At 64.6% G+C, this 19,328-nt stretch carries 18 protein-coding genes; 7 read left to right on the top strand and 11 right to left on the bottom strand.

Translation table 11 applies throughout. The annotated features are described in order from the left end of the window. The first annotated feature begins 15 nt into the window (after positions 1–15). Positions 16–924 (top strand): acyl-CoA dehydratase activase, encoded by a 909-nt coding sequence (locus AX681_RS06315; protein ID WP_066656975.1) that lies wholly within the window; start codon positions 16–18, stop codon positions 922–924. A 48-nt stretch (positions 925–972) separates the two neighbouring features. Here AX681_RS06315 and AX681_RS06310 read toward each other — a convergent pair whose 3' ends face one another. The 3 genes from AX681_RS06310 to AX681_RS06300 form a co-directional block, all read right to left on the bottom strand. Further along, positions 973–1,722: a TetR/AcrR family transcriptional regulator gene (locus AX681_RS06310; protein ID WP_197424245.1), complete on the bottom strand. Its 750-nt coding sequence runs from the start codon at positions 1,720–1,722 to the stop codon at positions 973–975. A 52-nt stretch (positions 1,723–1,774) separates the two neighbouring features. Next, positions 1,775–4,024 carry a TonB-dependent receptor gene (locus AX681_RS06305; RefSeq protein ID WP_082737813.1) on the bottom strand — a complete coding sequence of 750 codons (2,250 nt, stop codon included), beginning with the start codon at positions 4,022–4,024 and terminating at the stop codon, positions 1,775–1,777. Positions 4,025–4,217: 193 nt separating this feature from the next. Next, positions 4,218–5,864 carry a class I adenylate-forming enzyme family protein gene (locus AX681_RS06300; RefSeq protein WP_197421797.1) on the bottom strand — a complete coding sequence of 549 codons (1,647 nt, stop codon included), beginning with the start codon at positions 5,862–5,864 and terminating at the stop codon, positions 4,218–4,220. A gap of 226 nt (positions 5,865–6,090) precedes the next feature. Here AX681_RS06300 and AX681_RS06295 point away from each other — a divergent pair, with 226 nt between their 5' ends. The 3 genes from AX681_RS06295 (at position 6,091) to AX681_RS06285 (ending at position 8,625) form a co-directional block, all read left to right on the top strand. Beyond that, positions 6,091–6,888: an SDR family NAD(P)-dependent oxidoreductase gene (locus tag AX681_RS06295; protein ID WP_066656637.1), complete on the top strand. Its 798-nt coding sequence runs from the start codon at positions 6,091–6,093 to the stop codon at positions 6,886–6,888. Then, positions 6,885–7,340: a PaaI family thioesterase gene (locus AX681_RS06290; RefSeq protein ID WP_066656634.1), complete on the top strand. Its 456-nt coding sequence runs from the start codon at positions 6,885–6,887 to the stop codon at positions 7,338–7,340. The genes AX681_RS06295 and AX681_RS06290 overlap by 4 nt, the downstream gene beginning before the upstream one ends. Positions 7,341–7,470: 130 nt before the next feature. Next, entirely contained in the window at positions 7,471–8,625 is a 1,155-nt protein-coding gene (locus AX681_RS06285; RefSeq protein ID WP_066656645.1) for an acyl-CoA dehydrogenase family protein, read from the top strand. Positions 8,626–8,668: 43 nt separating this feature from the next. Here the strand turns inward: AX681_RS06285 and AX681_RS06280 are convergent, their stop codons facing one another. Genes AX681_RS06280 through AX681_RS06245 form a run of 8 tightly spaced genes read right to left on the bottom strand, consistent with a single transcriptional unit; the run spans position 8,669 to position 16,436 of the window. Then, the gene (locus tag AX681_RS06280) at positions 8,669–9,607 is read right to left on the bottom strand and encodes an NAD(P)H-dependent flavin oxidoreductase (RefSeq protein WP_066656631.1); all 939 of its coding nucleotides are present in this window, start codon (positions 9,605–9,607) and stop codon (positions 8,669–8,671) included. After that, complete coding sequence (locus tag AX681_RS06275) at positions 9,604–10,443, bottom strand: MaoC/PaaZ C-terminal domain-containing protein (RefSeq protein ID WP_066681949.1); 840 nt, start codon at positions 10,441–10,443, stop codon at positions 9,604–9,606. The genes AX681_RS06280 and AX681_RS06275 overlap by 4 nt, the downstream gene beginning before the upstream one ends. Beyond that, positions 10,440–11,351 carry an SDR family NAD(P)-dependent oxidoreductase gene (locus AX681_RS06270; protein WP_066665176.1) on the bottom strand — a complete coding sequence of 304 codons (912 nt, stop codon included), beginning with the start codon at positions 11,349–11,351 and terminating at the stop codon, positions 10,440–10,442. Before AX681_RS06270 ends, AX681_RS06275 begins: the two co-directional genes overlap by 4 nt. A 1-nt stretch (position 11,352) precedes the next feature. Further along, positions 11,353–12,531 (bottom strand): acyl-CoA dehydrogenase family protein, encoded by a 1,179-nt coding sequence (locus tag AX681_RS06265; RefSeq protein ID WP_066665178.1) that lies wholly within the window; start codon positions 12,529–12,531, stop codon positions 11,353–11,355. Continuing rightward, positions 12,528–13,403, bottom strand: coding sequence for an HpcH/HpaI aldolase/citrate lyase family protein (locus AX681_RS06260; protein WP_066665179.1), 876 nt, complete (start codon positions 13,401–13,403; stop codon positions 12,528–12,530). The genes AX681_RS06265 and AX681_RS06260 overlap by 4 nt, the downstream gene beginning before the upstream one ends. Further along, the gene (locus AX681_RS06255; protein ID WP_066665181.1) at positions 13,400–13,852 is read right to left on the bottom strand and encodes a MaoC family dehydratase; all 453 of its coding nucleotides are present in this window, start codon (positions 13,850–13,852) and stop codon (positions 13,400–13,402) included. The genes AX681_RS06260 and AX681_RS06255 overlap by 4 nt, the downstream gene beginning before the upstream one ends. Positions 13,853–13,868: 16 nt before the next feature. Next, entirely contained in the window at positions 13,869–15,068 is a 1,200-nt protein-coding gene (locus tag AX681_RS06250; RefSeq protein WP_066665182.1) for an acetyl-CoA acetyltransferase, read from the bottom strand. A gap of 3 nt (positions 15,069–15,071) precedes the next feature. After that, positions 15,072–16,436, bottom strand: coding sequence for a 3-oxoacyl-[acyl-carrier-protein] synthase III C-terminal domain-containing protein (locus tag AX681_RS06245; RefSeq protein ID WP_197422081.1), 1,365 nt, complete (start codon positions 16,434–16,436; stop codon positions 15,072–15,074). Between the two features lie 328 nt (positions 16,437–16,764). Between AX681_RS06245 and AX681_RS06240 the strand changes: the two genes are divergently transcribed. The 3 genes from AX681_RS06240 (at position 16,765) to AX681_RS06230 (ending at position 19,267) form a co-directional block, all read left to right on the top strand. Then, positions 16,765–17,964 carry an acyl-CoA dehydrogenase family protein gene (locus AX681_RS06240; protein ID WP_066665186.1) on the top strand — a complete coding sequence of 400 codons (1,200 nt, stop codon included), beginning with the start codon at positions 16,765–16,767 and terminating at the stop codon, positions 17,962–17,964. Between the two features lie 68 nt (positions 17,965–18,032). Continuing rightward, positions 18,033–18,494, top strand: coding sequence for a MarR family winged helix-turn-helix transcriptional regulator (locus tag AX681_RS06235; RefSeq protein ID WP_066665188.1), 462 nt, complete (start codon positions 18,033–18,035; stop codon positions 18,492–18,494). Positions 18,495–18,505: 11 nt separating this feature from the next. Beyond that, positions 18,506–19,267, top strand: coding sequence for a glucose 1-dehydrogenase (locus tag AX681_RS06230; protein ID WP_066665190.1), 762 nt, complete (start codon positions 18,506–18,508; stop codon positions 19,265–19,267). Positions 19,268–19,328: the final 61 nt, after the last annotated feature.

Below are 19,328 nucleotides of genomic sequence, written 5' to 3'. Positions count from 1 at the left end.
GCACCGGTGGGTGACATGAGCGAGGCCTTCTTCATGGGCGTCGATCTTGGATCGACGACAGCGAAGACGGTGATCGTTGACGCGCAAAGCAACGTGGTTGCCGCATCGGTCGTCCAGATGGGCGCGGTCAGCCGTGCGGGGATGCAGCGATCGATCGATCACGCGCTCGGACTGGCGGGTATCGAGCAGGCGCAGATTGGATACGCCGTCGGCACCGGATATGGTCGGCGGCTGGTGCCCGGGATCGGCCGGACGTTCACCGAGATCACCTGTCACGCGCGCGGCGCCGCCATGCTTGTGCCCGGCGCGCGGCTGGTGGTCGATATCGGCGGTCAGGACAGCAAGGCGATCCTGATCGACCGGGACGGGCTGGTCGAGAATTTCGCGATGAACGACCGATGCGCAAGCGGGACTGGGCGGTTCTACGAAGTGCTGGCCCGTGCGCTCGAGTGCGAGGTATCGGAAGTCGGTGACCTTGCGCTCCAAGGCCATGAGGATTTGGAGGTCAGCAGCCTGTGCGCGACCTTTGCCGAGACCGAGATCATCGCGCTGCTCGCCGGGGGCGCCGAGCGCGCCGATGTGGCGATGTCCGTTCACCGTGCGATCACGCACCGCCTGCTCGGCCTGATCGGGGGCATCGGCAAGCATGCGCCGGTGGTGATGACCGGTGGGGTCGCGCGCAATCCCGCGGCCGTGCAGTTCCTGTCAGAGGCGCTGGAACTGCCGGTCAGCCTCCCGCCCGACCCGCAGATCATCGGTGCCTTTGGCGCAGCGCTGCTTGCGCTGGAGGCCGGCGGCCATGTCGCGATGCGCGGCGACCTGGCGCAACTCGAGATGATCGAGCGCCGTGTGGAGGACAGCTTCCTGCCCGCCAACCGGCCCCTGCCCTCCTGCTTTACCGGCGATTGCGGAAAGGCGAACTGAGTTCTTCGATACGGATCCGGGACCAGCAGAGCACGGCGGTTGTGCCTTTCAGCGGTGATCCAGCTTCGCGATCGATGCCTCGAGCCGCGCGACGACCTGAGAAAGGTCGGGCGCATGAGGCACGACGCTTTGCATGCCGCGGAACACGACCTTCGTGATGGCATCCGCGACTTCATCGACGAAGAAATCGCCCTCCTCGCGCAAGAATGCCCAGGTTCTGTGCTCGATCGCGCCGAAGATCATGTCACGTAGCAGCGTGACGGGCAGGGCAGGGTCGATCTGCCCCGCGCGCTCGGCATCTTTCAGCACTTCAAGCACGCCGGCGGTGTAGGCCTGGTTCAGCCGATAGACTTCCATCGAACGATAATTGGGGTCGGGGCGCAGTTCCATCAGCACGAACTTGCTCAGCGCGCGCTCGTGTCGGATGATCGACAGCGCGTCGGCGATCGCGCTGCGCAGGCGTGTACGAATGTCGGCCCCCGGAGGAGGCGCGGCTCTCGCAGTGAGCAGCTCGCCGAACCATTGCTCCGCCAGCTTCGTGAACAACTCGCGCTTGGACTCGAAATAGCGGTAGATCGTGCCCTCGACGACCCCCGCGCGTTCGGCAATGTCGGCGGTGGTGCACGCGTCATAGCCCTTCTCGGCGAGCAGGATCCGAGCGGCGGCGAGGATGTCGGCGATGCGCTGTTCCGGCGTCAGCCGGCTGGCCGGCTTGCTCCGGCGAGGCGGGCGGGAACGGGAGGGTAATGCTGGCACCGACCGAGCTTTAGCCCCGCCATCGTCCTTGTCGAGGGTCACTTCGCAAGGAGCGCCCGGCGGCGCGGCTGTCCGCGCTGCCGGGCGATGATCGTCAGAACTTGAAGCGGACTTCGCCGCCGATGACGCGCCCTTTAGTGAGCGGCGAGAAGGTCGGCAGCGGCCGCGGCCCCGCGGGGCCGTCGCCGCCGAAGATCGGCACGTCGGTCAGCACCGAATCGTTGCTGTAGTTCGCCGAGTTCAAGACATTCGTGCCATAGACCGAGAAGGTCAGCCCGCTGTCGCGCGGCGTGTACGAGATGTTGAAATCGAGCGTGTCCTGCGGATTATAGAAGCCCAGATTGTTCTCGAGGTGGAACGCCTTGTCGCGATGGCTGAACGATACACGGTTCGAGATCGTCCCGGCATCGCCCAGCGGCACGTCGAGCACGACGCTGCCACCATAGGTCCAGGGCGACAGGCGCGGCAGCTTCAGGCCAAAGTCGGTCGCGTTGATGACCAGGTCGCCGTTCAGGTCGAAGGCCAGCCGCGTGTACTTGTTCTCGACATAGCCGACAAAGGCGTTGAACACGAGGTTCTTGGTCACGGCGAACTGCGCATCGGCTTCGAAGCCCTGCACGCGCACGGTGCCGACATTCTGGATCAGCTGCGCAATGCCGAACACCGGGCTGGCGACCTGAATCTCACGCTGGATGCCGTCGATCGAATTACGGAACAGCGAGACGTTGATGTGACCTTTTCGGCCCGCAAAGCGCTGCTTCACGCCGACTTCAAAGGAATCCTGCTGCTCTGAATCGAACGGGCCGGGCGAGGCGCCGATCACCGTTGCGCGGAAGTTATAGCCCCCGCTGCGGAAACCGCGAGCGAAGAAGCCGTATACCTGGGTATTCGGGTTGGGCTCGAACTGCAGACCGACGCGCGGCGAGAAGTCGCTCCATTCACGCTCACTCGCAAAGTCGGGAATGAAGCTGCGTGTAAAATAGCTGCCGCCACCGGTGCGGATGGTACCGATGCTGACGTCTTTCTTCTCACGCGTGTATCGACCGCCAAGATTAAGCGTCAGGCTGTCGGTGAAATGCCAATCGACCGCGGCGAAGGCGCCGATAACATTGGTCGTGCCAAAGCCGCCGCCACCACGAACGACCGCGCCGCCGCCCAAAATGCGCTGCTCGATGTAATTCAAGTCCTGGGTAAAGTAGTAAACGCCAAGGGTCGGCTCGAACCGGCCGATCGTTGCCGAATAGCGCAATTCATTGCTGAACTGCTCCTGTTCGGTGATCTGGTAGAAGTGAAATTGGGTGCCGGTCGTGGCGTCCACGTCCGTCAATGCGTCGTTGGTCAGCTTGCGCCAGCCGAAGATGTTGGTCAGCGTGCCGGGGCCGATGTCGATATTCGCCTCGAGTGTCGCTGCGTCGACCTTCAGCTTGAAGAAGCCCTTTTCGTTGATCGCGAAATCGAACGAGTCTCGCGAATAGAGGGCATGGTTCTGCGATGCAGGGCCATCGCCATTAGCCTCGGTATGCTCGTAGCGCAGCAGCACTTCGACCGCATCGCTCGGCGTAAAACGCAGCATCGGCCGCACGGTGAACTGTCGCGCCTGACCCTGCGAAGCGCCGTTGAACAGGTTGGTGAACCACCCGTCGTCATAAGTGTAATATGCGGCGAGCTTTGCAGTCAGCTTGCCCGGGATCAACGGCCCGGCAACCGTGGCGTCGACCGTGACGGCCGGGCCCGTCTCGGCCGAAATGCGGCCAGAAAAGCTCAGCGTGTCGGTCGGCTTCTTGGTGCGCACCAGGACAGCACCGCCAGTGACATTGCGGCCGAACAGCACGCCTTGCGGGCCGCGCAGAACTTCGACCGCTTCAAGATCGAAGCTATCGAGCAGTACGCCGGCGTTGGTGCCGAGGTAGACGCCATCGACGAACACGCCGACGGTCGGATCGATCGATGGGCTGCCGCTGTTGACGCCGAGGCCGCGGATCGAGAAGTTCTGGAAGCCGATGGTGGCGCCGTTATCGTCCAGCTGAACGTTGGGCACCGAGAAGCCGAGCGATCCGATGTCGCGATAGTTCAGCGTTTCGAGCTGGGCAGAGCCGAAGGCGGTGATCGCCAGCGGAACGTCCTGCACGTCCTCGACGCGCTTGGTGGCCGTGACGACGATTTCCTGCTGGAGCGCTTCGGCGGCTGTCACCGGGCCTTGCCGACGCGTCGTATCCTCGGCTGCTGGCGCTTCCTGAGCGGCGGCCAGCGAAGGGAAGAGCGCCAGCGATGCCGCGCCGAGGAGCAAGCGTGCCCCGACTCGCGCATGACCAACCTTGGCGCCACCTCGGTAGAATCCTTTCATGTCCCCTCCTCCTCATCTGTGCCGTCGTTGGGGGGTCCTCAGCAAGCCCGTAGGGCCACATTGCCAGAGTAACCGTCCTCGACCGACGTTCTCGCGGCCTCATAGTTGAGTGTCGCTCACAACAACCTGCTGCGACTGGCAACCCAAGTCAATCCGTAAACTGGTGAACAAAAAACTTTCTGGCGCTACGTGCTTAAGCGGTTTCAATCGCAGGCTTCTGCCATTGTGTCGGCTGCAGGCGACCCTGTGCAATCCATTCGCAAAGCACGAATTTTTGGATCTTTCCTGATGGTGTTACGGGAAACGCATCAACGAAGTACCACGCAACCGGCGCCTTGTGCCGCGCCAGCAGCCCGCGACAATGAAGGTAAAGCGCTTCAGGACTTGGCGGGTTTTTCGAGTTCGGAAGGATCACGGCAGCGATTGCTTCGCCCCAGCGTTCGTCAGGCAACCCCACCACGCTGACCTGCTGGACATCGTCGTGGGCGAACAGAACATCCTCGATCTCGCGCGGATAGACGTTCATGCCGCCTCGGATGATCAGGTCCTTCAAACGGCCGGCAATCTTGAGGTAGCCGCGCGAATCCATTGTCCCCAGGTCGCCGGTGCGCAGCCAACCGTTATGCCGGATCGTCTCCTGCGATGCCTCGGGCAACCCGTAATAGCCCGTCATGTTCTGGTAACCGCGCACGCAGATCTCGCCGACGGTGTCGAGCGGCAGGATCGCGCCGCTGTCCTGGTCAGCAATGCAGACCTCCGCATGTGGAAGCGGGCGGCCCAGCGTGTCCACCTGATCCTCAAGGCTGTCGTCGAGCGCAGTCTGCGAAACCACGCCGTTGAGCTCGGTTTGACCGAACAGGATGGTAAGGTCGCAATCGAACGCAGCCTTGGTGCGCGTGACAAGTGCTGCCGGCACGACGGCGGCACCGGTCAGGATCGTGCGCATGCTCGAAAGGTCGCGCGACGCGAAATCGGGGTGTTCGAGCAGCGCGATGATCATCGTCGGCACAATCAGGCTTGCGCTGCCGCGTTCGCTTTCGATCAGTTCGAGCATGTGACCGGGATCGAAACCCGGCGCAATGACGAAGGTGCCGCCCGAGGCAAAGGTACCCAGCTGCGTGACGACTGAACCGGCGATGTGGAACAGCGGCATGGAGTTGATCCACACCCCGCCCTCCGGAAACCCGGCGCGCGCGGCGACAAAGCGCGAGGTGTTGATCACGCCGCGGTGGTGCAACAGCGCGCCTTTCGGCCGACCCGTAGTACCCGACGTGAACTGGATGACCAGCGGACTGGCAGGATCGACATGCGGCAACACAGTGGCGGCATCGCCTCGATTGCGGAATTTATCCCAGTCGGAAAAGGACACGCATTCGGTAAGATCGGAATGCCGCGCCTGCATCCGGGTCACGCTTGCGCACAGGTCGCGGCTGCGGAACTGATCGACGTAGAAGATGCACGCGGCGCCGGCCTGCTCCAGGATCGCCGCCAGCTCGCCATCCTCGTAGGCGGGATTGATCGGCACCATCACCATGCCGGCAAGCGCGATTGCCTGCTCCAGAATGACCCATTCGGCGCTGTTCGGCGCATATATCGCGATCCGGTCGCCGGGCGCGTGTCTGGCAAGCAGCGCCCGTGCGACCGCCTCCGCCTCATCGAGCAACTGGCGGTAGGTCCACCGCCTGCGCGCCGACGGATCGAGGGCACCATCGACGAGCGCGATGTGATCCGGCGAGCGAGCGGTCGATTCGCGCAGCAAGTCGCCGAGCGAACCTTCGAATAAATCTTGGGACGTGTCGGCCGGCCAATATGACTCAGTGAGATCCTGGCCTATGGTCACGTCGCCTCTCCTTGCTGCCTACCGCAATAGATAGTGCACTGCTTGATCATACCGCGCGGCCGGATCGGATCAAGGGTCCGCGTGATACGTATGCTCGGTGAAGATGGCCATTGAGTCAAACTCATTAATGTGCTTACAAAATCTCGCGAGATGCAGAGCGATGGACCGGGCGGCTGGACGAGCTGCAGCGACCACCTCACTGCATGGATCAAGGTTGGGAGAGCAGATGAGCGAATCGATTAATCCGGCGCGTTCGATCGCCGACAGCGCGGTGGTCATCACCGGCGGAACCTCCGGCGTCGGCCTCGCCACGGCGCGGGCGTTCTTGGAGGCTGCATGCCGCAAGGTGGTAATCGTCGGGCGTACGATCGAACGCGGCGAACGGGTGCGCAGCGAATTGGCGAAGCATTACCCCGACGCCGCAATCACCTTTGTCGCGGCGGATGCGAACGAGATATCCGGTGCTGCGCAGGTGGTGGAACAGGCGCTCGCGGCGCTGGACGGCCGCATCGACGTGTTGGTCAACTCGACTGCCGGATCCTATGTCCCGGCGCTGTTGTTTCGCACCGCGGCGGCCGATATCCCGTCGATCCTGACGCAGCAGATGATGGCGCCGATCCTGATGAGCCACGCCGTCCTGCCGGTCATGCGCGAACAGCGCAGCGGCGTCATCGTGAACATCGCGTCCGATGCCGCGAAGGTGCCGACGCCGGGCGAAACCGTGATCGGTGCAGCGATGGCCGCGATAGTCACCTTCTCGCGCACGCTGGCGATGGAGGCGAAGCGTGACGGCATCCGCGTCAACGTGCTGACGCCGTCGCTGATCGGCAACACGCCGGTCTATGACCGTGTGATGGGCGATCCGTTCGCCGCCAAGCTGTTCGGCAATGCGGCAAAGCTTGCGAGCCTGGGCGTTGCGGAGCCTGAGGACTTGGCGGCCACAATCCTGTTCTTGGCCAGTCCGGCCGCGGCGCGGCTGACGGGACAGGCGATCAGCGTCAACGGCGGTGTCTCGGCAGCGTGAGCGGCGTCGAGGTTCTGGCGCCGGAATACCGCCCGCTCCCGGAGTTCGGCGGCTTTTTCGAGGCGATCGGACAGATCTATATCCTCACAGAGCCGGGTGACGCGCGCATGGCTTTTGAGGTGCAGGAACGCCATCTCAATCCAGCGCGCGTCTGCCACGGCGGCGCGCTCGCGAGCTTTGCCGATATGCAGGCGTTCGCCAGCCAATGGCTGGCCGGGATCACCGACCGTTACACGCCCACGATCAATCTGACTGTGGACTATATCGGGCCGGCACCGCTGGGCTGGCTCGAACTGCGTGTCGTCATGGCGAAACGCACGTCGCGACTGTTGTTCAGCGCCGCGGAAATCGCGGTCGTAGGCGGCGACCTGGTCGCGCGTACGAATGGCGTGTTCTCGGTCCCGCGCCAGCCCGATGCCGATGTCGCAACGCTGGCTGCGCTGTTCCATTGAAGCGAAGCATGAAAGCGTTCAAGCGACGGTTGACAGACAGGTAAACAGGTTTACCACTGTCGTAAACAGGATAGCCATAAGCTTGCTGATCGGCGAGCAAGGCATCGGCAGCATCGAAATGGTGGATAGGATGACATTGAAACGGGCAGACCGGGGGCCGTTCGGTCCCGAGCACGAGCAGTTCCGCGACGTAGTGCGCCGCTTTCTAGCCGAAGAATTCGAGCCCAATCTCGACACTTTCGAAAGCGACGGGCGGGTCAGTCGTGAATTCTGGCGCAAGGCCGGCGGCATGGGCTTGCTCTGTCCCAGCCTGCCTGAAGCCTATGGCGGACTCGGCCTCGATTTCTCGTACCACGCGGTCCTGAACGAGGAGTTCGCCTATGCCATGATGTCGGACTGCCTGACGCTGCAGACCGACATCACGCTGCCGTATATCCTGCACTACGCAAGCGAGGAGCAGAAGCACGCCTATCTGCCCAAAATGGCGTCGGGCGAGATCGTCACCGCAATCGCGATGACCGAACCGGGGGCGGGGTCAGACCTGCAGGGGGTACGCACCACGGCGCGGCGGGACGGCGACGACTATATCGTCAACGGCTCCAAGACATACATCACCAATGGGCAGAATGCCGATCTGGTGCTCACCGTGTGCAAGACCGATCCGTCGGCGGGCGCAAAGGGCACGTCGATCCTGCTGATCGAAGCCGACCGACCGGGTTTCGAACGCGGTCGCAATCTCGACAAGGTCGGTCAGTGGTCGGCCGACACGTCGGAGCTGTTCTTCAACGACGTGCGCGTGCCGGTTTCGAACCTGCTTGGCGACGAGAATCGCGGGTTCGTGTATCTGGTAAGCGAACTGGTCCAGGAACGGCTGTCGATCGCGATCACCGCGCAGGCGTCGGCGCAGCGCGCGTTCGACGAGGCGCTTGCCTTCGTCGGCGACCGCAAGGCGTTCGGCAAGACGATCATCGAATTCCAGAACACGCGCTTCACGCTCGCCGATATCGAGGCGCGGCTGCAGGTCGGCTGGGCGCACATCGACTGGGCCATCACCGAGCATGTCGCGGGACGCCTTGATGCCGCGCAGGCAGCGCGCGCGAAGCTGTGGCATACGGAGACCGGCTGGCTGGTGTGCGACGCGGCGATGCAGCTGCATGGCGGCGCGGGCTATATGAACGAATATCCGATCGCGCGCGTGTGGCGCGACGCCCGTGTGCGCCGCATCTATGGCGGGTCGTCGGAGATCATGAAGGAACTGATCAGCCGGTCGCTGGGCAGCGCCTGACATCGGGTGCCGGCGCTTGGCGGGCCGGCACCGACTTATCGGCTCAGGCGACGATACCGACTCTGGCGCGAGCGGCGTCATATTCGGCCGCCAGCCGGTCGATATACGCGCTTGCCGGTTCTGCCCGCGTGATCGCGCCGATGCCCTGACCCGCGCTCCAGATATCGCGCCACGCCTTGGCATTCGACCCGCCGCCCGAGATGTTCACCGCGGCGCCCTCAGGTCGCTTGAGGTTCGCCGGGTCGAGTCCGTTGGCGACCAGCGAGGGGGTAAGAAAGCTTGCATTGACGCCGGTGAAGCAGTTGGTGACGGTGATATCCGTCGCGCTGCTATCGACGATCATCTGCCGGAACTCGTCCTGCGTATTCGCCTCGGTGCTCGCAAGGAACGAGGAGCCGATATAGGCCAAGTCCGCGCCCAGCACTTCGGCGGCGAGCACCGCGCGGCCGGTGGCGATGCAGCCGGACAGGATGAGCAATCCATCCCACCATGACCGGATTTCCTGCATCAGCGCGAAGGGCGAAAGGTTGCCGGTGTGGCCCCCGGCCCCCGCGCCAATCGCGATGATCCCGTCAACGCCCATTTCCGCGCACTTGCGAGCGTGGCGGTCGCGGATGACATCCTGGAACACGAGGCTGCCATTGGCTTGCAGTGTGCGCACCAGATCGGCGTCGGCGGCGAGCGCGAGCACGACGATCGGCACCTTGTGCCGCAGGACTACCTCAAGATCTGCGTTGAGACGGTCGTTCGTTTTGTGCGCGACGAGGTTGATGCAATAGGGCCGATCGCCGACACTCTCCCGAATCCGCGCGACGTCTTCATCGAGTGCGGCGGTCGAGCGCGGATTGAGCGCCGGCATCGATCCGATGATGCCCGCGTTGCATTGTGCGATCACGAGGTCGGCGGTGGATGCGATGAACATCGGGCCGGCCATCACCGGGAGGCGAAGTTTCGCCCGCAGGTCCTTGGCGAGTTGGTTCATACTGTGAGCTCCAATATGCCGCTGTCGAGCACCTTGCGGTCGCCGACTTGCGCGGTGAAGGCAATGTGAACTGCTTCGTGCCACATCGAAAGGCGGAGGGTCTCGCCGGGATAGACGATCGCTGAAAAGCGTGCGGCCAGCCGCGTGATCGCCAGCGGCGAAGCGCCGGCCGCGCGCGCAACGGCGACGCCGGCCGCGGCATAGGTGCACAACCCGTGCAGGATCGGCCGATCGAACCCCGCGCTGCGCGCGAAATCGGGATCGATATGCAGCGGATTGCGATCGCCCGAGAGGCGATAGATCAGCGCAGCCCGCTCCGACAGCGCCAGGTCGGCCACTGTATCGGCAGGGCGCTGCGGGATCGACGAGGGCGCACGCGTCGCCGGCTCCCCGCCAAAGCCGCCATCGGCGCGCAGCAGCAGTGTCTGCCGCACCGAGGCATGCAGCGTGCCGTCGCGCGCATCACGGATCTCACGGCGCAGCACCAGTTCCGCGCCCCGTCCGGCACCGCGATCGGCGATCGATTCGACCCGGGCTGATCCAACGACTTCGCCCGATGCAGGAAGCGGTGCGTTGAAGGTCACGTCCTGAGCGCTGTGGACCAATCGGGAAAAGTCGATGCCGAACGCCGGATCGCGGATCCACATGCCGGGAGAGGCCAGCGTGATGGCGAAGCTCGGCAGGACGGCAAGCTGCGTCTCGTCGAGAAACGGCAAGTCGTCGGGCTGCCGACCCAATCCCAGGCCGAGCGCATAGAGGATTGCATCCCGCGCGTCGTAAACTTGGCGCTGCTCGGGAAACGCGTGCGCCAGCAGCAGGTCCGGCCGGATCGTCACACCGGATCCCAGGTGAAGACGTCGCCCGAACGATGAAGCGGATAGAAGTCATTGGCGAACTGATCGAACACGCGCTCGGTGACCGCTTCGGGCGTCCATCCCTCGGCGGTATGCGCGGTGCGGATCGGGCGCGGTTGCGAGAACAGATAGATCTCGTTGTTGCGCACGCCGAAGATCTGGCCGGTGACGTGCGCGCCGCCATCGCTCGCCAGCGCGACGACAAACGGCGCGATCTTGTCGGCGTCGAGCCGCTTCAGCCCCTCTACCCGTTTCTGCTGCTCGGGCGTGTCGGTGGGAATCGAATCGATCATGCGCGTCCAGGCGAACGGCGCGACGGCATTCGAGCGCACGCCGAACCGCTGCATGTCGAGCGCAATCGACTTCGACAGCCCGACCACGCCAAGCTTTGCCGCGGAATAGTTCGCCTGACCGAAATTGCCGATCAGGCCCGAGGTCGAGGTCATGTGAATATAGGCGCCCGAGCCCTGTTCCTTGAACAGCGGCGCGGCGGCGCGGCTGGTGTTGAAGCTTCCTTTGAGGTGCACTGCGAGCACGGCGTCGAAATCGTCCGGGCCCATCTTGTGGAAGAACAGGTCGCGCAGATTTCCGGCATTGTTCACGACCGTGTCGATCCGGCCAAAGCTGTCGATCGCTTGCCGCACCATCGCCGTCGCGCCGGACCAGTCGGCGACGCTGTCATGATTGGCGACGGCGCGGCCGCCCGCTGCCGTGATCTCCGCCACGACCTGCTCGGCCGGCGAGCCGTCGGCGCGTTCGCCGTCCAGCGCGACGCCCAGATCGTTGACCACGACCGCCGCGCCGGCCTGTGCCATCGCCAGTGCGATGCCGCGTCCGACCCCGCGTCCCGCGCCGGTGACCAGCGCGACCTTGCCTTCCATCAATCCCATGTCAGTAACTCTTCGGCAGGCCGAGAACCTTCTCGGCGATGAAGCTGGCAATCAGCTGTTCGGTGATCGGGGCGAGGCGGGTGAGCGCGCTTTCGCGGTACAGCCGCTCGACATGATATTCCTTGGCATAGCCAAAGCCGCCATGCGTCGCGACGGCTTGCCAGGCGGCATCATGGCAGGCGCGCGCCGCCAGGAACTTGGCGCTGTTCGCTTCCGCCCCGCAGGGTAGACCGCTGTCATAGAGGCGCGCGGCTTTCTCGGCCATCAGCCAGGCGCTTTCCAGATACATCCAGCGTTCGGCGAGTGGGTGCTGAATCCCCTGGTTCTGCCCGATCGCGCGATCGAACACGACGCGTTCCTTGGCGTAATCAACGGCGCGGCGCAGCGCGTCGCTGCCGATCCCCATCGCTGCCGCCGCGATCAGGATTCGCTCGGGATTGAGGCTGTGCAGGATATAGCCGAAGCCCTTGCCCTCCTCGCCGATCCGGTCCTCGTCGGGGATGAATAGATCCTCGATGAAGATCGCGTTCGAATCCACCGCCTTGCGGCCCATCTTGGGAATGAGGTGGACGTCAATCTTCGACCGGTCGAGATCCGTGTAGAAGATCGTGATGCCGTCAGTCGGCTTCGCACAATCCTCGAACTTGGTCGTGCGGGTCAGCAGCATGATCTTGTTCGCGACCTGTGCGGTCGAGGTCCATACCTTCTGCCCGTTCACGCGGTAGCCGCCGGGCACCTTCTCGGCAAAAGTCTTGATGCGCGTAGTGTTGAGCCCGGCATCGGGCTCGGTAAAGCCGAAACAGACCTGATCGTCGCCGGACACCAGACGCGGCACCCAGCGCGCCTTCTGCTCGGGCGTGCCCTTCACCACGATGGGATGCGGGCCGAACAGGTTGATATGGATGGTCGAGGATGCGGCAAACCCGCCGCCGCATGACGCGACCTCGCGGATCATGGTCATCGCCTCGGTCACGCCGAGGCCCGATCCGCCATATTCCTCGGGCATGGTAATGCCGAGCCAGCCGCCGTCCGCCATCGCGCGGTGGAAGTCGCGGGGAAATTCGCCGCTATTGTCGCGATCGAGCCAATATTCGTCGTTGAACGGCGCGCAGACCGCGCGCACGCCTTCGCGGATCGCGTCAAGGTCTTCCTGTGTGGGTAGCGGGCGCGGTGAGCTCATGCCGGGTCTCCTGCCGCGGCGAGCGTTCGCTGCGCGGCCTTCAGATGGGGGATGTCGTACATCTTGCCGTCGATGCCGAGCGTTCCGGCGTCGGGCTGCGCGGCGAAGGCGTCGACGACGCGGCGCGCCTCGGCAATCTCATCGGCCGATGGTGAGAAGGCGGCGTTGATCGTCGCGACCTGATCGGGATGGATCGCGATGCGCCCGACGAAGCCGTCGCGCCGGGCCACCCGGCACGACCGCTCTAGCCCTTCGGCATCGCGGAAATCGGCGAAGAGGGTGTCGATCGGCGCGACGTTCGCGCTGGCGGCGGCGAACAGACATTGTGCGCGCGCGACCTGATATGGGAAGGACCAGTCGCCATCCTCGCCCTTGTTGCCAGTCGCGCCGATCGCGGCGGCGAGGTCCTCGGCGCCCCAGGTCAGCCCGGCCAGGCGCGGGTGGGCGGGCGCATAGCTGCCGAGCGCGAACATCGCCGCTGGGGTCTCCGTGGCGACGACCATGAGCTTCACGGCGCCACCGGGCATTCCGGCCCGTTCCTCAAGCGCGTCGAGATAGTGACCGATGCGCACGATGTCCTCAGCGCCGTTTGCCTTGGGCACGAGCAGGCCGGCAAGGCCGGGCCGTACCACCGCCGCCAGATCACCGAGCGTCAGCCCGGTGTCGAACGGATTGATCCGCACGAACAGCGCCGGCGCCACATCGCCTGCCTGGTCGAGCCAGCCGGCGACGGTGCCGCGCGCTGCGTGTTTTTGCGAGGGCGCGACCGAATCCTCTAGGTCAAGGAACAGGACATCGGCTTGCGACTCGCAAGCTCGGCGAAACTTCTTCTCGCTGTCGCCGGGCACGAACAGGAGCGAGCGCAGCTTCATGATGGGCGGGCCAGCATCAGCGCGTTGCGTACGGTGCGGCAGACGATCTCGTCACGCTGGTTGAGGCCGATATGTTCGAACGTGACGATGCCTTGGCCCGGCCGGGACTTTGATGGGCGCAACTCGAGCACCGTCGTCTCGGCGCGGATCGTGTCGCCGGCAAAGACGGGCTTGGGAAACGTCGTGTCGGTCATCCCCAGATTGGCGACGGTCGTGCCGAAGGTCGTGTCCTGCACGCTCAGGCCGATGACCAGACCGAGCGTGAAGATCGAGTTCATCAGCGGACGACCGAACTCGGTCTTCGCCGCATAGTCATGATCGATGTGGATCGCTGCCGGATTGAACGTCAGCGACGAAAACATCATATTGTCCATGTCGGTGACCGTGCGGCGGATCTCATGGGCGAATCTGGCGCCAACTGTGAACTCGTCGAAATACAGGCCTGTCACGGATGCTCTCCTTCCTTCAGTCCAGCCGGCCGAGGATCGACACCGCGGCAACACTGTTGAACGGCGATCCGCCGAGATTGTGGGTCAGTCCGAAATCGACGTTCGCGCGCTGGCGTTCACCGGCACGCCCCTCCAGCTGGGTATAGATCTCATAGGCCATACGCAGCCCGGACGCGCCGACCGGATGGCCGAAGCACTTCAGGCCACCGTCGATCTGACACGGGATCGAACCTTCGGCATCGAAACGACCGTCGAGGATGTCGGTGACCGCGCGTCCTTCGTCCGAGAGGCCGAGGTCTTCCATCGTCACCAGCTCGGTGACCGAGAAACAGTCGTGAACCTCGGTCAGCGAGAGGTCCGCGCGCGGATCGCGGATGCCGGCCTCGGCATAGGCGCGGCGCGCGGCGACCTGGGTGTTGCGCACCGACGCGCCGTCCCACTCGCCATAGCTCATTTCCCAGCCGTTGCTGGCCGACAGCTGGATCGCCTTGATCGTCACCGGATTGGCCCGGCCCAGCGATCTGGCGATCTCGGGCGTCGTGACGATCGCGCAGGCCGCGCCGTCTGACACGCCGCAGCAGTCGAACAGGCCCAGCGGATCGGCGATCATCGGGGCGGACAGGATCTTGTCCATCTCGACCGGCTTGCGCAGATGCGCCTTTGCATTCTTCGCGCCGTTCTGGTGGCTCTTCCAGGACACATGCGCCATCGCACGCTTGAGATCGCCGGCATCGACGCGGTGCTTGGCGGTATAGGCGCCGGCGAGCTGCGCAAAGGTGCCAGGGGCCGAGCCATAGGGCATCCACAGGTCGTTCGCGAGCCCCTTGGTCCGCAGCGGCAGGCCGCCATAGCCGGTGTCCTTGAGCTTTTCGACGCCCAGCGCCAGCGCGAAATCGACTGCGCCCGACGCTACGGCATAGGCGGCGGCGCGCAGCGCTTCCGTGCCGGTCGCGCACATATTCTCGACGCGGCTGACCGGTATCGTCTCAAGGCGCAGCGCATGGGCGAGCGGCAGCGCCGAATTGCCGACATTGATGTCGTCGAGCGCATTGCCCATCCACGCCGCCTCGATCTGCCGGCGGTCGATCCCGGCATCGGCGATCGCTTCCTCGAACGCCTCGACCATCAGCGCGTCGGCCCCAGCATCCCACCGCTCGCCAAAGGCGGTGCAGCCCATGCCGATGATCGCCACCCGATCCTTGATACCGCTTGCCATGTTTCAGTCCTCCAGCGCCGGCCGCAGAGCGGGCGCCGCTTTCCAGAAATAGGTGCGCATGCCGCGCGTCCGGTCATGGGATTTGATCCGCAAGCGCATGGCGAGTCGATCGCCCACCGAGAAGCCGGCCGGCACGGCGTCGGTCAATTCCATCAGGACCCGCGCGCCACCTTCAAACTGTACCAGACCGAACCAGAAGGGTGGATCGGGCGTGTAGTTCAGCCGGTCGGCGGTCACCGAAACCAATGTTCCAGGCACGTCGGCAAGGCGCACATCCTCGAGCGGCTCAATACCTTGCGCGCCGGGACGCACCGGGATCCGCGACTTGGGGAACTGGACGTTGCCGGCGGTGTCGCTCCCGCCGATGAACGCCATCGCGTCGCGGCCATGACGCTCGATCACGGCAGCCTGCGCCTTTTGCTCGAATTCGGCACGCACGCCGAAGTCGAGGTCGATGGCGCGGGTCAGTGCGAGGAAGCGGACGTAATCGGTCAGGGCGAGGCCGAACGCGAGCGCGGCTGCGGCAGATGCTGCGCCCGGGGTTTCGCCGGTCACCTCGAACACGAGCGCGTCGCAACCCGAGCCGAAGCCGGCGAGCAGCACGAGATCACCCGGCTGCGCTGCCGCCAGCGCCAGCGCCAGTGCGTAAGGCGCGTGTGCCGCGCCGAGATCGCCGGCTGACGCATCGAGCGCCGCCGCGTGGTTCTCTGCCTTCGTTCCCACTCGCGCGGCGATGTCGCGCCACATGCCGGCGAGCGGCTCGTGCACCGCGGCGTGCGCGATGCTCCCGGGCGACACGCCTGCGGCGGCACAGGCGGCAGCGACCGTTTCGGCGATCAACGCGCCGGCGGTATCGCGGACGAACCGCTCTTCGGCCAGGTAAGGGGTCTCGACATCGCGCGAGGCGTAGATGTCGATCAGGTCGTGCGTACGGCTGGCGAAACCGATCAGCCGCGCACTGCCCGAGTCGCCGACTGAAATCGCGGCACCGCCATCGCCCCATGCCAGGTGGGCAGCGCTACCCGGTCGAGTCAGGCGCTTTTCACCAGCGGCAATCGTCCCATTGCCGGTGCCCAGCAGAGCGTCGAGCAGCGCTGACACACCGCACCGGCGCGCGCCCGACACGTCACCGGTGCGGGTCGTTTCCGGCAGGTCGAGCGCAGCGGCGACGAGTGTTGCCTGCAGCCGCTCGTGGAACGGCGCGGAGGTGGAGGCGAAGATCAGCTTGTCCGGTACGGCCAACTGCCGCGCGGCTTCGGCCGCAAGCGTTACGGCGTCCTCGTCCCAGCCGGCCACCGCCCGCCGTCCAGCAGTCCGACCGCCAAGGCCCGCGAAGCGCAACGATTTCGCCGCCACGCCGCGGTCCATTCGCAGCAGCGGCAGATAGCCGCCGACCCCGCTGATGAACCTGTCCGACATCCTGTTCCCATCAAGTTTCTGGCTTTCGCTTCAGTTGTGTTGACAGCACGCGCCGCGTTTGTAAACAGGTTCACGAAAGTTTGCGATCGAGGGGAGAGGATGTGGTCAGCGCGGCGAATCGCCTGATATTTGCCGATGTGCCACATCGTCGGTACCTGGTGACACACCAATCGGCAGGCCGCGCAATCGGCGCGAAGCAGAAATTTCCGAAGTTCGGAGGACGCAGTGGGCGGGGGGCGAATGTTCCCGTTCCGTCGCGGCAAAACGAGGCATCAGCATGATCGAGCGCAGCATCTTCACCGCCGAGCATGAAATGTGGCGCGAAACCGTACGTCGGTTTATCGAAGCCGATATCGTGCCCTACCATGCCCAATGGGAGGAAGCCGGAATTGTCCCGCGCGAATTGTGGCTCAAGGCTGGCGCCGCCGGATTGCTGTGCTGCACCGTGCCGGAAGAATATGGCGGACTTGGCCTCGATTACCTATTCGACGTGGTGGTGTTCGAGGAGTTGTGGCGGGTCGGTGCGAGCGGGCCGGGCTTTCTGATCCACACCGATCTTGTGGCGACCTACATCCTGTCGTTCGGCTCGGACGAGCAGAAGCGCCAATGGCTGCCCAAGATGGTTCGTGGCGAGGCGATCGGGTCGCTTGGCATGACCGAGCCGCACGCCGGGAGCGACTTGAAGGCGGTGCGCACCCGCGCGGTGCGCGATCCCGCCGCCGCGCCCGGCGACAATGACGCCGATTTCGTCATTAACGGACAAAAGGTCTTCATATCCAACGGGCAGATGTGCGACGTGCTGGTGCTGGCGACGAAGACCGACAGCTCGGCCGGTGCAAAGGGTGTGTCGCTGTTCCTCGTCGATGCGAACACCCCCGGGTTTAACCGCGGCAAGAATCTCGAGAAGCTCGGGATGAAGGCGCAGGATACGTCCGAGCTGTTTTTCGAGGATATGCGCGTGCCCGCCAGCGCGATGCTGGGCGCGGAGGGGCAGGGCTTCAAGCTGATGATGACGAAGCTGTCGCAGGAGCGGCTCGCCCAGGCGATCCGATCTGCGACGGTCACCGAGACGATGATCGAGTGGACGGTCGATTATACGGCGGAGCGCCGGGCGTTCGATCAGACGATCGCGGATTTCCAGAACACCCAGTTCGTGCTCGCCGACCTGAAGGCGCGCAGCGTCGCGGCGCGCGTGTTCACGGACAAGTGCATCGAGTTGTTCATGGACGGCAAGCTCGACGCGGTGACCGCCGCGATGGCCAAGATGATCACCGCGGAATTGCATTGCGAAGCGGCTGACAAGTGCCTGCAACTGTTCGGCGGGTGGGGCTATATGTGGGAATATCCAATCGCTCGGGCCTATGCCGACGCCCGCATCGTCAAGATTGCCGGTGGATCGATCGAGATCATGAAGACGATCATCGCGCGCGAGATGTTCAAGGGCCGGCTGTCGGGCCGAAAGGCAGCCGCTGCGTGAATTTAAGTGGGCAGATTGATCGTGAAGTGGTTAGCGATGGGGCGTCGCCCCCAATCGCAGGTAACCGCATGCCCAAGGATTTCGCCACCGCCGTTCGTTTCGGCTTTCTCATTCATGACGTCTCGCGCCTGCGCCGGATCGTCATTGACCGCGCGCTCAAGCCGGTCGGGATCACGCGCTCGCAATGGTGGGTGCTCTCGTTCCTCGGGCGGCGCGACGGCATGACCCAGACCGCGTTGGCGTTCGACCTGGATCTGACGAAGGTTGCGATCGGCGGCCTGCTCGATCGCATGGAGGCGGCCGGCTTCATCGAACGCCGCGCCGACGTGCGCGACGGGCGCATCCGCCGCGTGTATCTAACGCAGGCCGGCAAGGCATTCCTTGCCACGATCCGCGCCAATATCGAGTTGGCCGAGCGGGAAATCCTGGCCGACGTCAGCGAGCAGGACCTGGAAATCACGGCGCGGACGATGCGCCAGATCAAGAAGACGCTTCGCGCCATCGCGGGCGGCGACGAAACCGAAACCTAGGAGAATGAAGCGTGCGTGGACTCGATGGAAAGGTGGCGATCGTTACCGGGGGCGGACAGGGCATCGGCCGCGCATTGTCGCTGCGGCTGGCAGAGGAGGGGGCGAAGGTCGCCATCTTCGACCTGCGGCCGGAAGCCGGTGAGGAAACCGCGGAACTCGCGGGTGCGTCGGCCACTGTTCGCACTTATGCCGTCGATGTCGGCGATCAGGATGCGGTGAACGCCGCCGTCGCGCAGGTCGAGGCGGACCTCGGCCCAATCTGGGCGCTGGTCAACAACGCCGGCTGGGACCAGCCCGCGCCGTTCCTCAGCACCGACAAGTCGCTGTGGGACAAGATCATCCGCATCAACCTTTATGGTCCGCTGCACACCCATGCTGCCGTCGCGCCGCTGATGGTCGAGCGCCGAGGCGGGCGGATCATCAACATTGCCTCGGATGCGGCACGCGTCGGCACAAGCAACGAAGCGGTCTATTCGGCATGCAAGGGCGGTCTGATCAGCTTCACCAAGTCGGTCGCGCGCGAGCTTGCCTCGAAGGGCGTGCTGCTGAACGCGGTATGCCCCGGGCCGACCAACACGCCGATGATGGCGAGCGTGCTGGGCGAGGGCGAGCAGGCGGTGAAATGGAAGGACGCCATGGTCCGCGGCATTCCGCTCAAGCGGATGGGCGAGCCGGAGGACTATGCCGGCATCGTCGCCTTCCTGGCTTCAGACGATGCGGGCTTCATCACCGGTCAGACCTTCTCGGTCGCCGGCGGCATGAACATGATCTGACGAGCGGACGGCGCCGCGATGTTGCGATGCGCGCCGTCATCACATCGAAACGCGGCGCGTG

The organism is Sphingomonas sp. CCH9-E2 (assembly GCF_001557215.1).
Lineage (GTDB): Bacteria > Pseudomonadota > Alphaproteobacteria > Sphingomonadales > Sphingomonadaceae > Sphingomonas.
The sequence above is the reverse complement of the archived record's forward strand: the minus strand, read 5'-3'. Positions and strand labels throughout refer to the sequence as shown.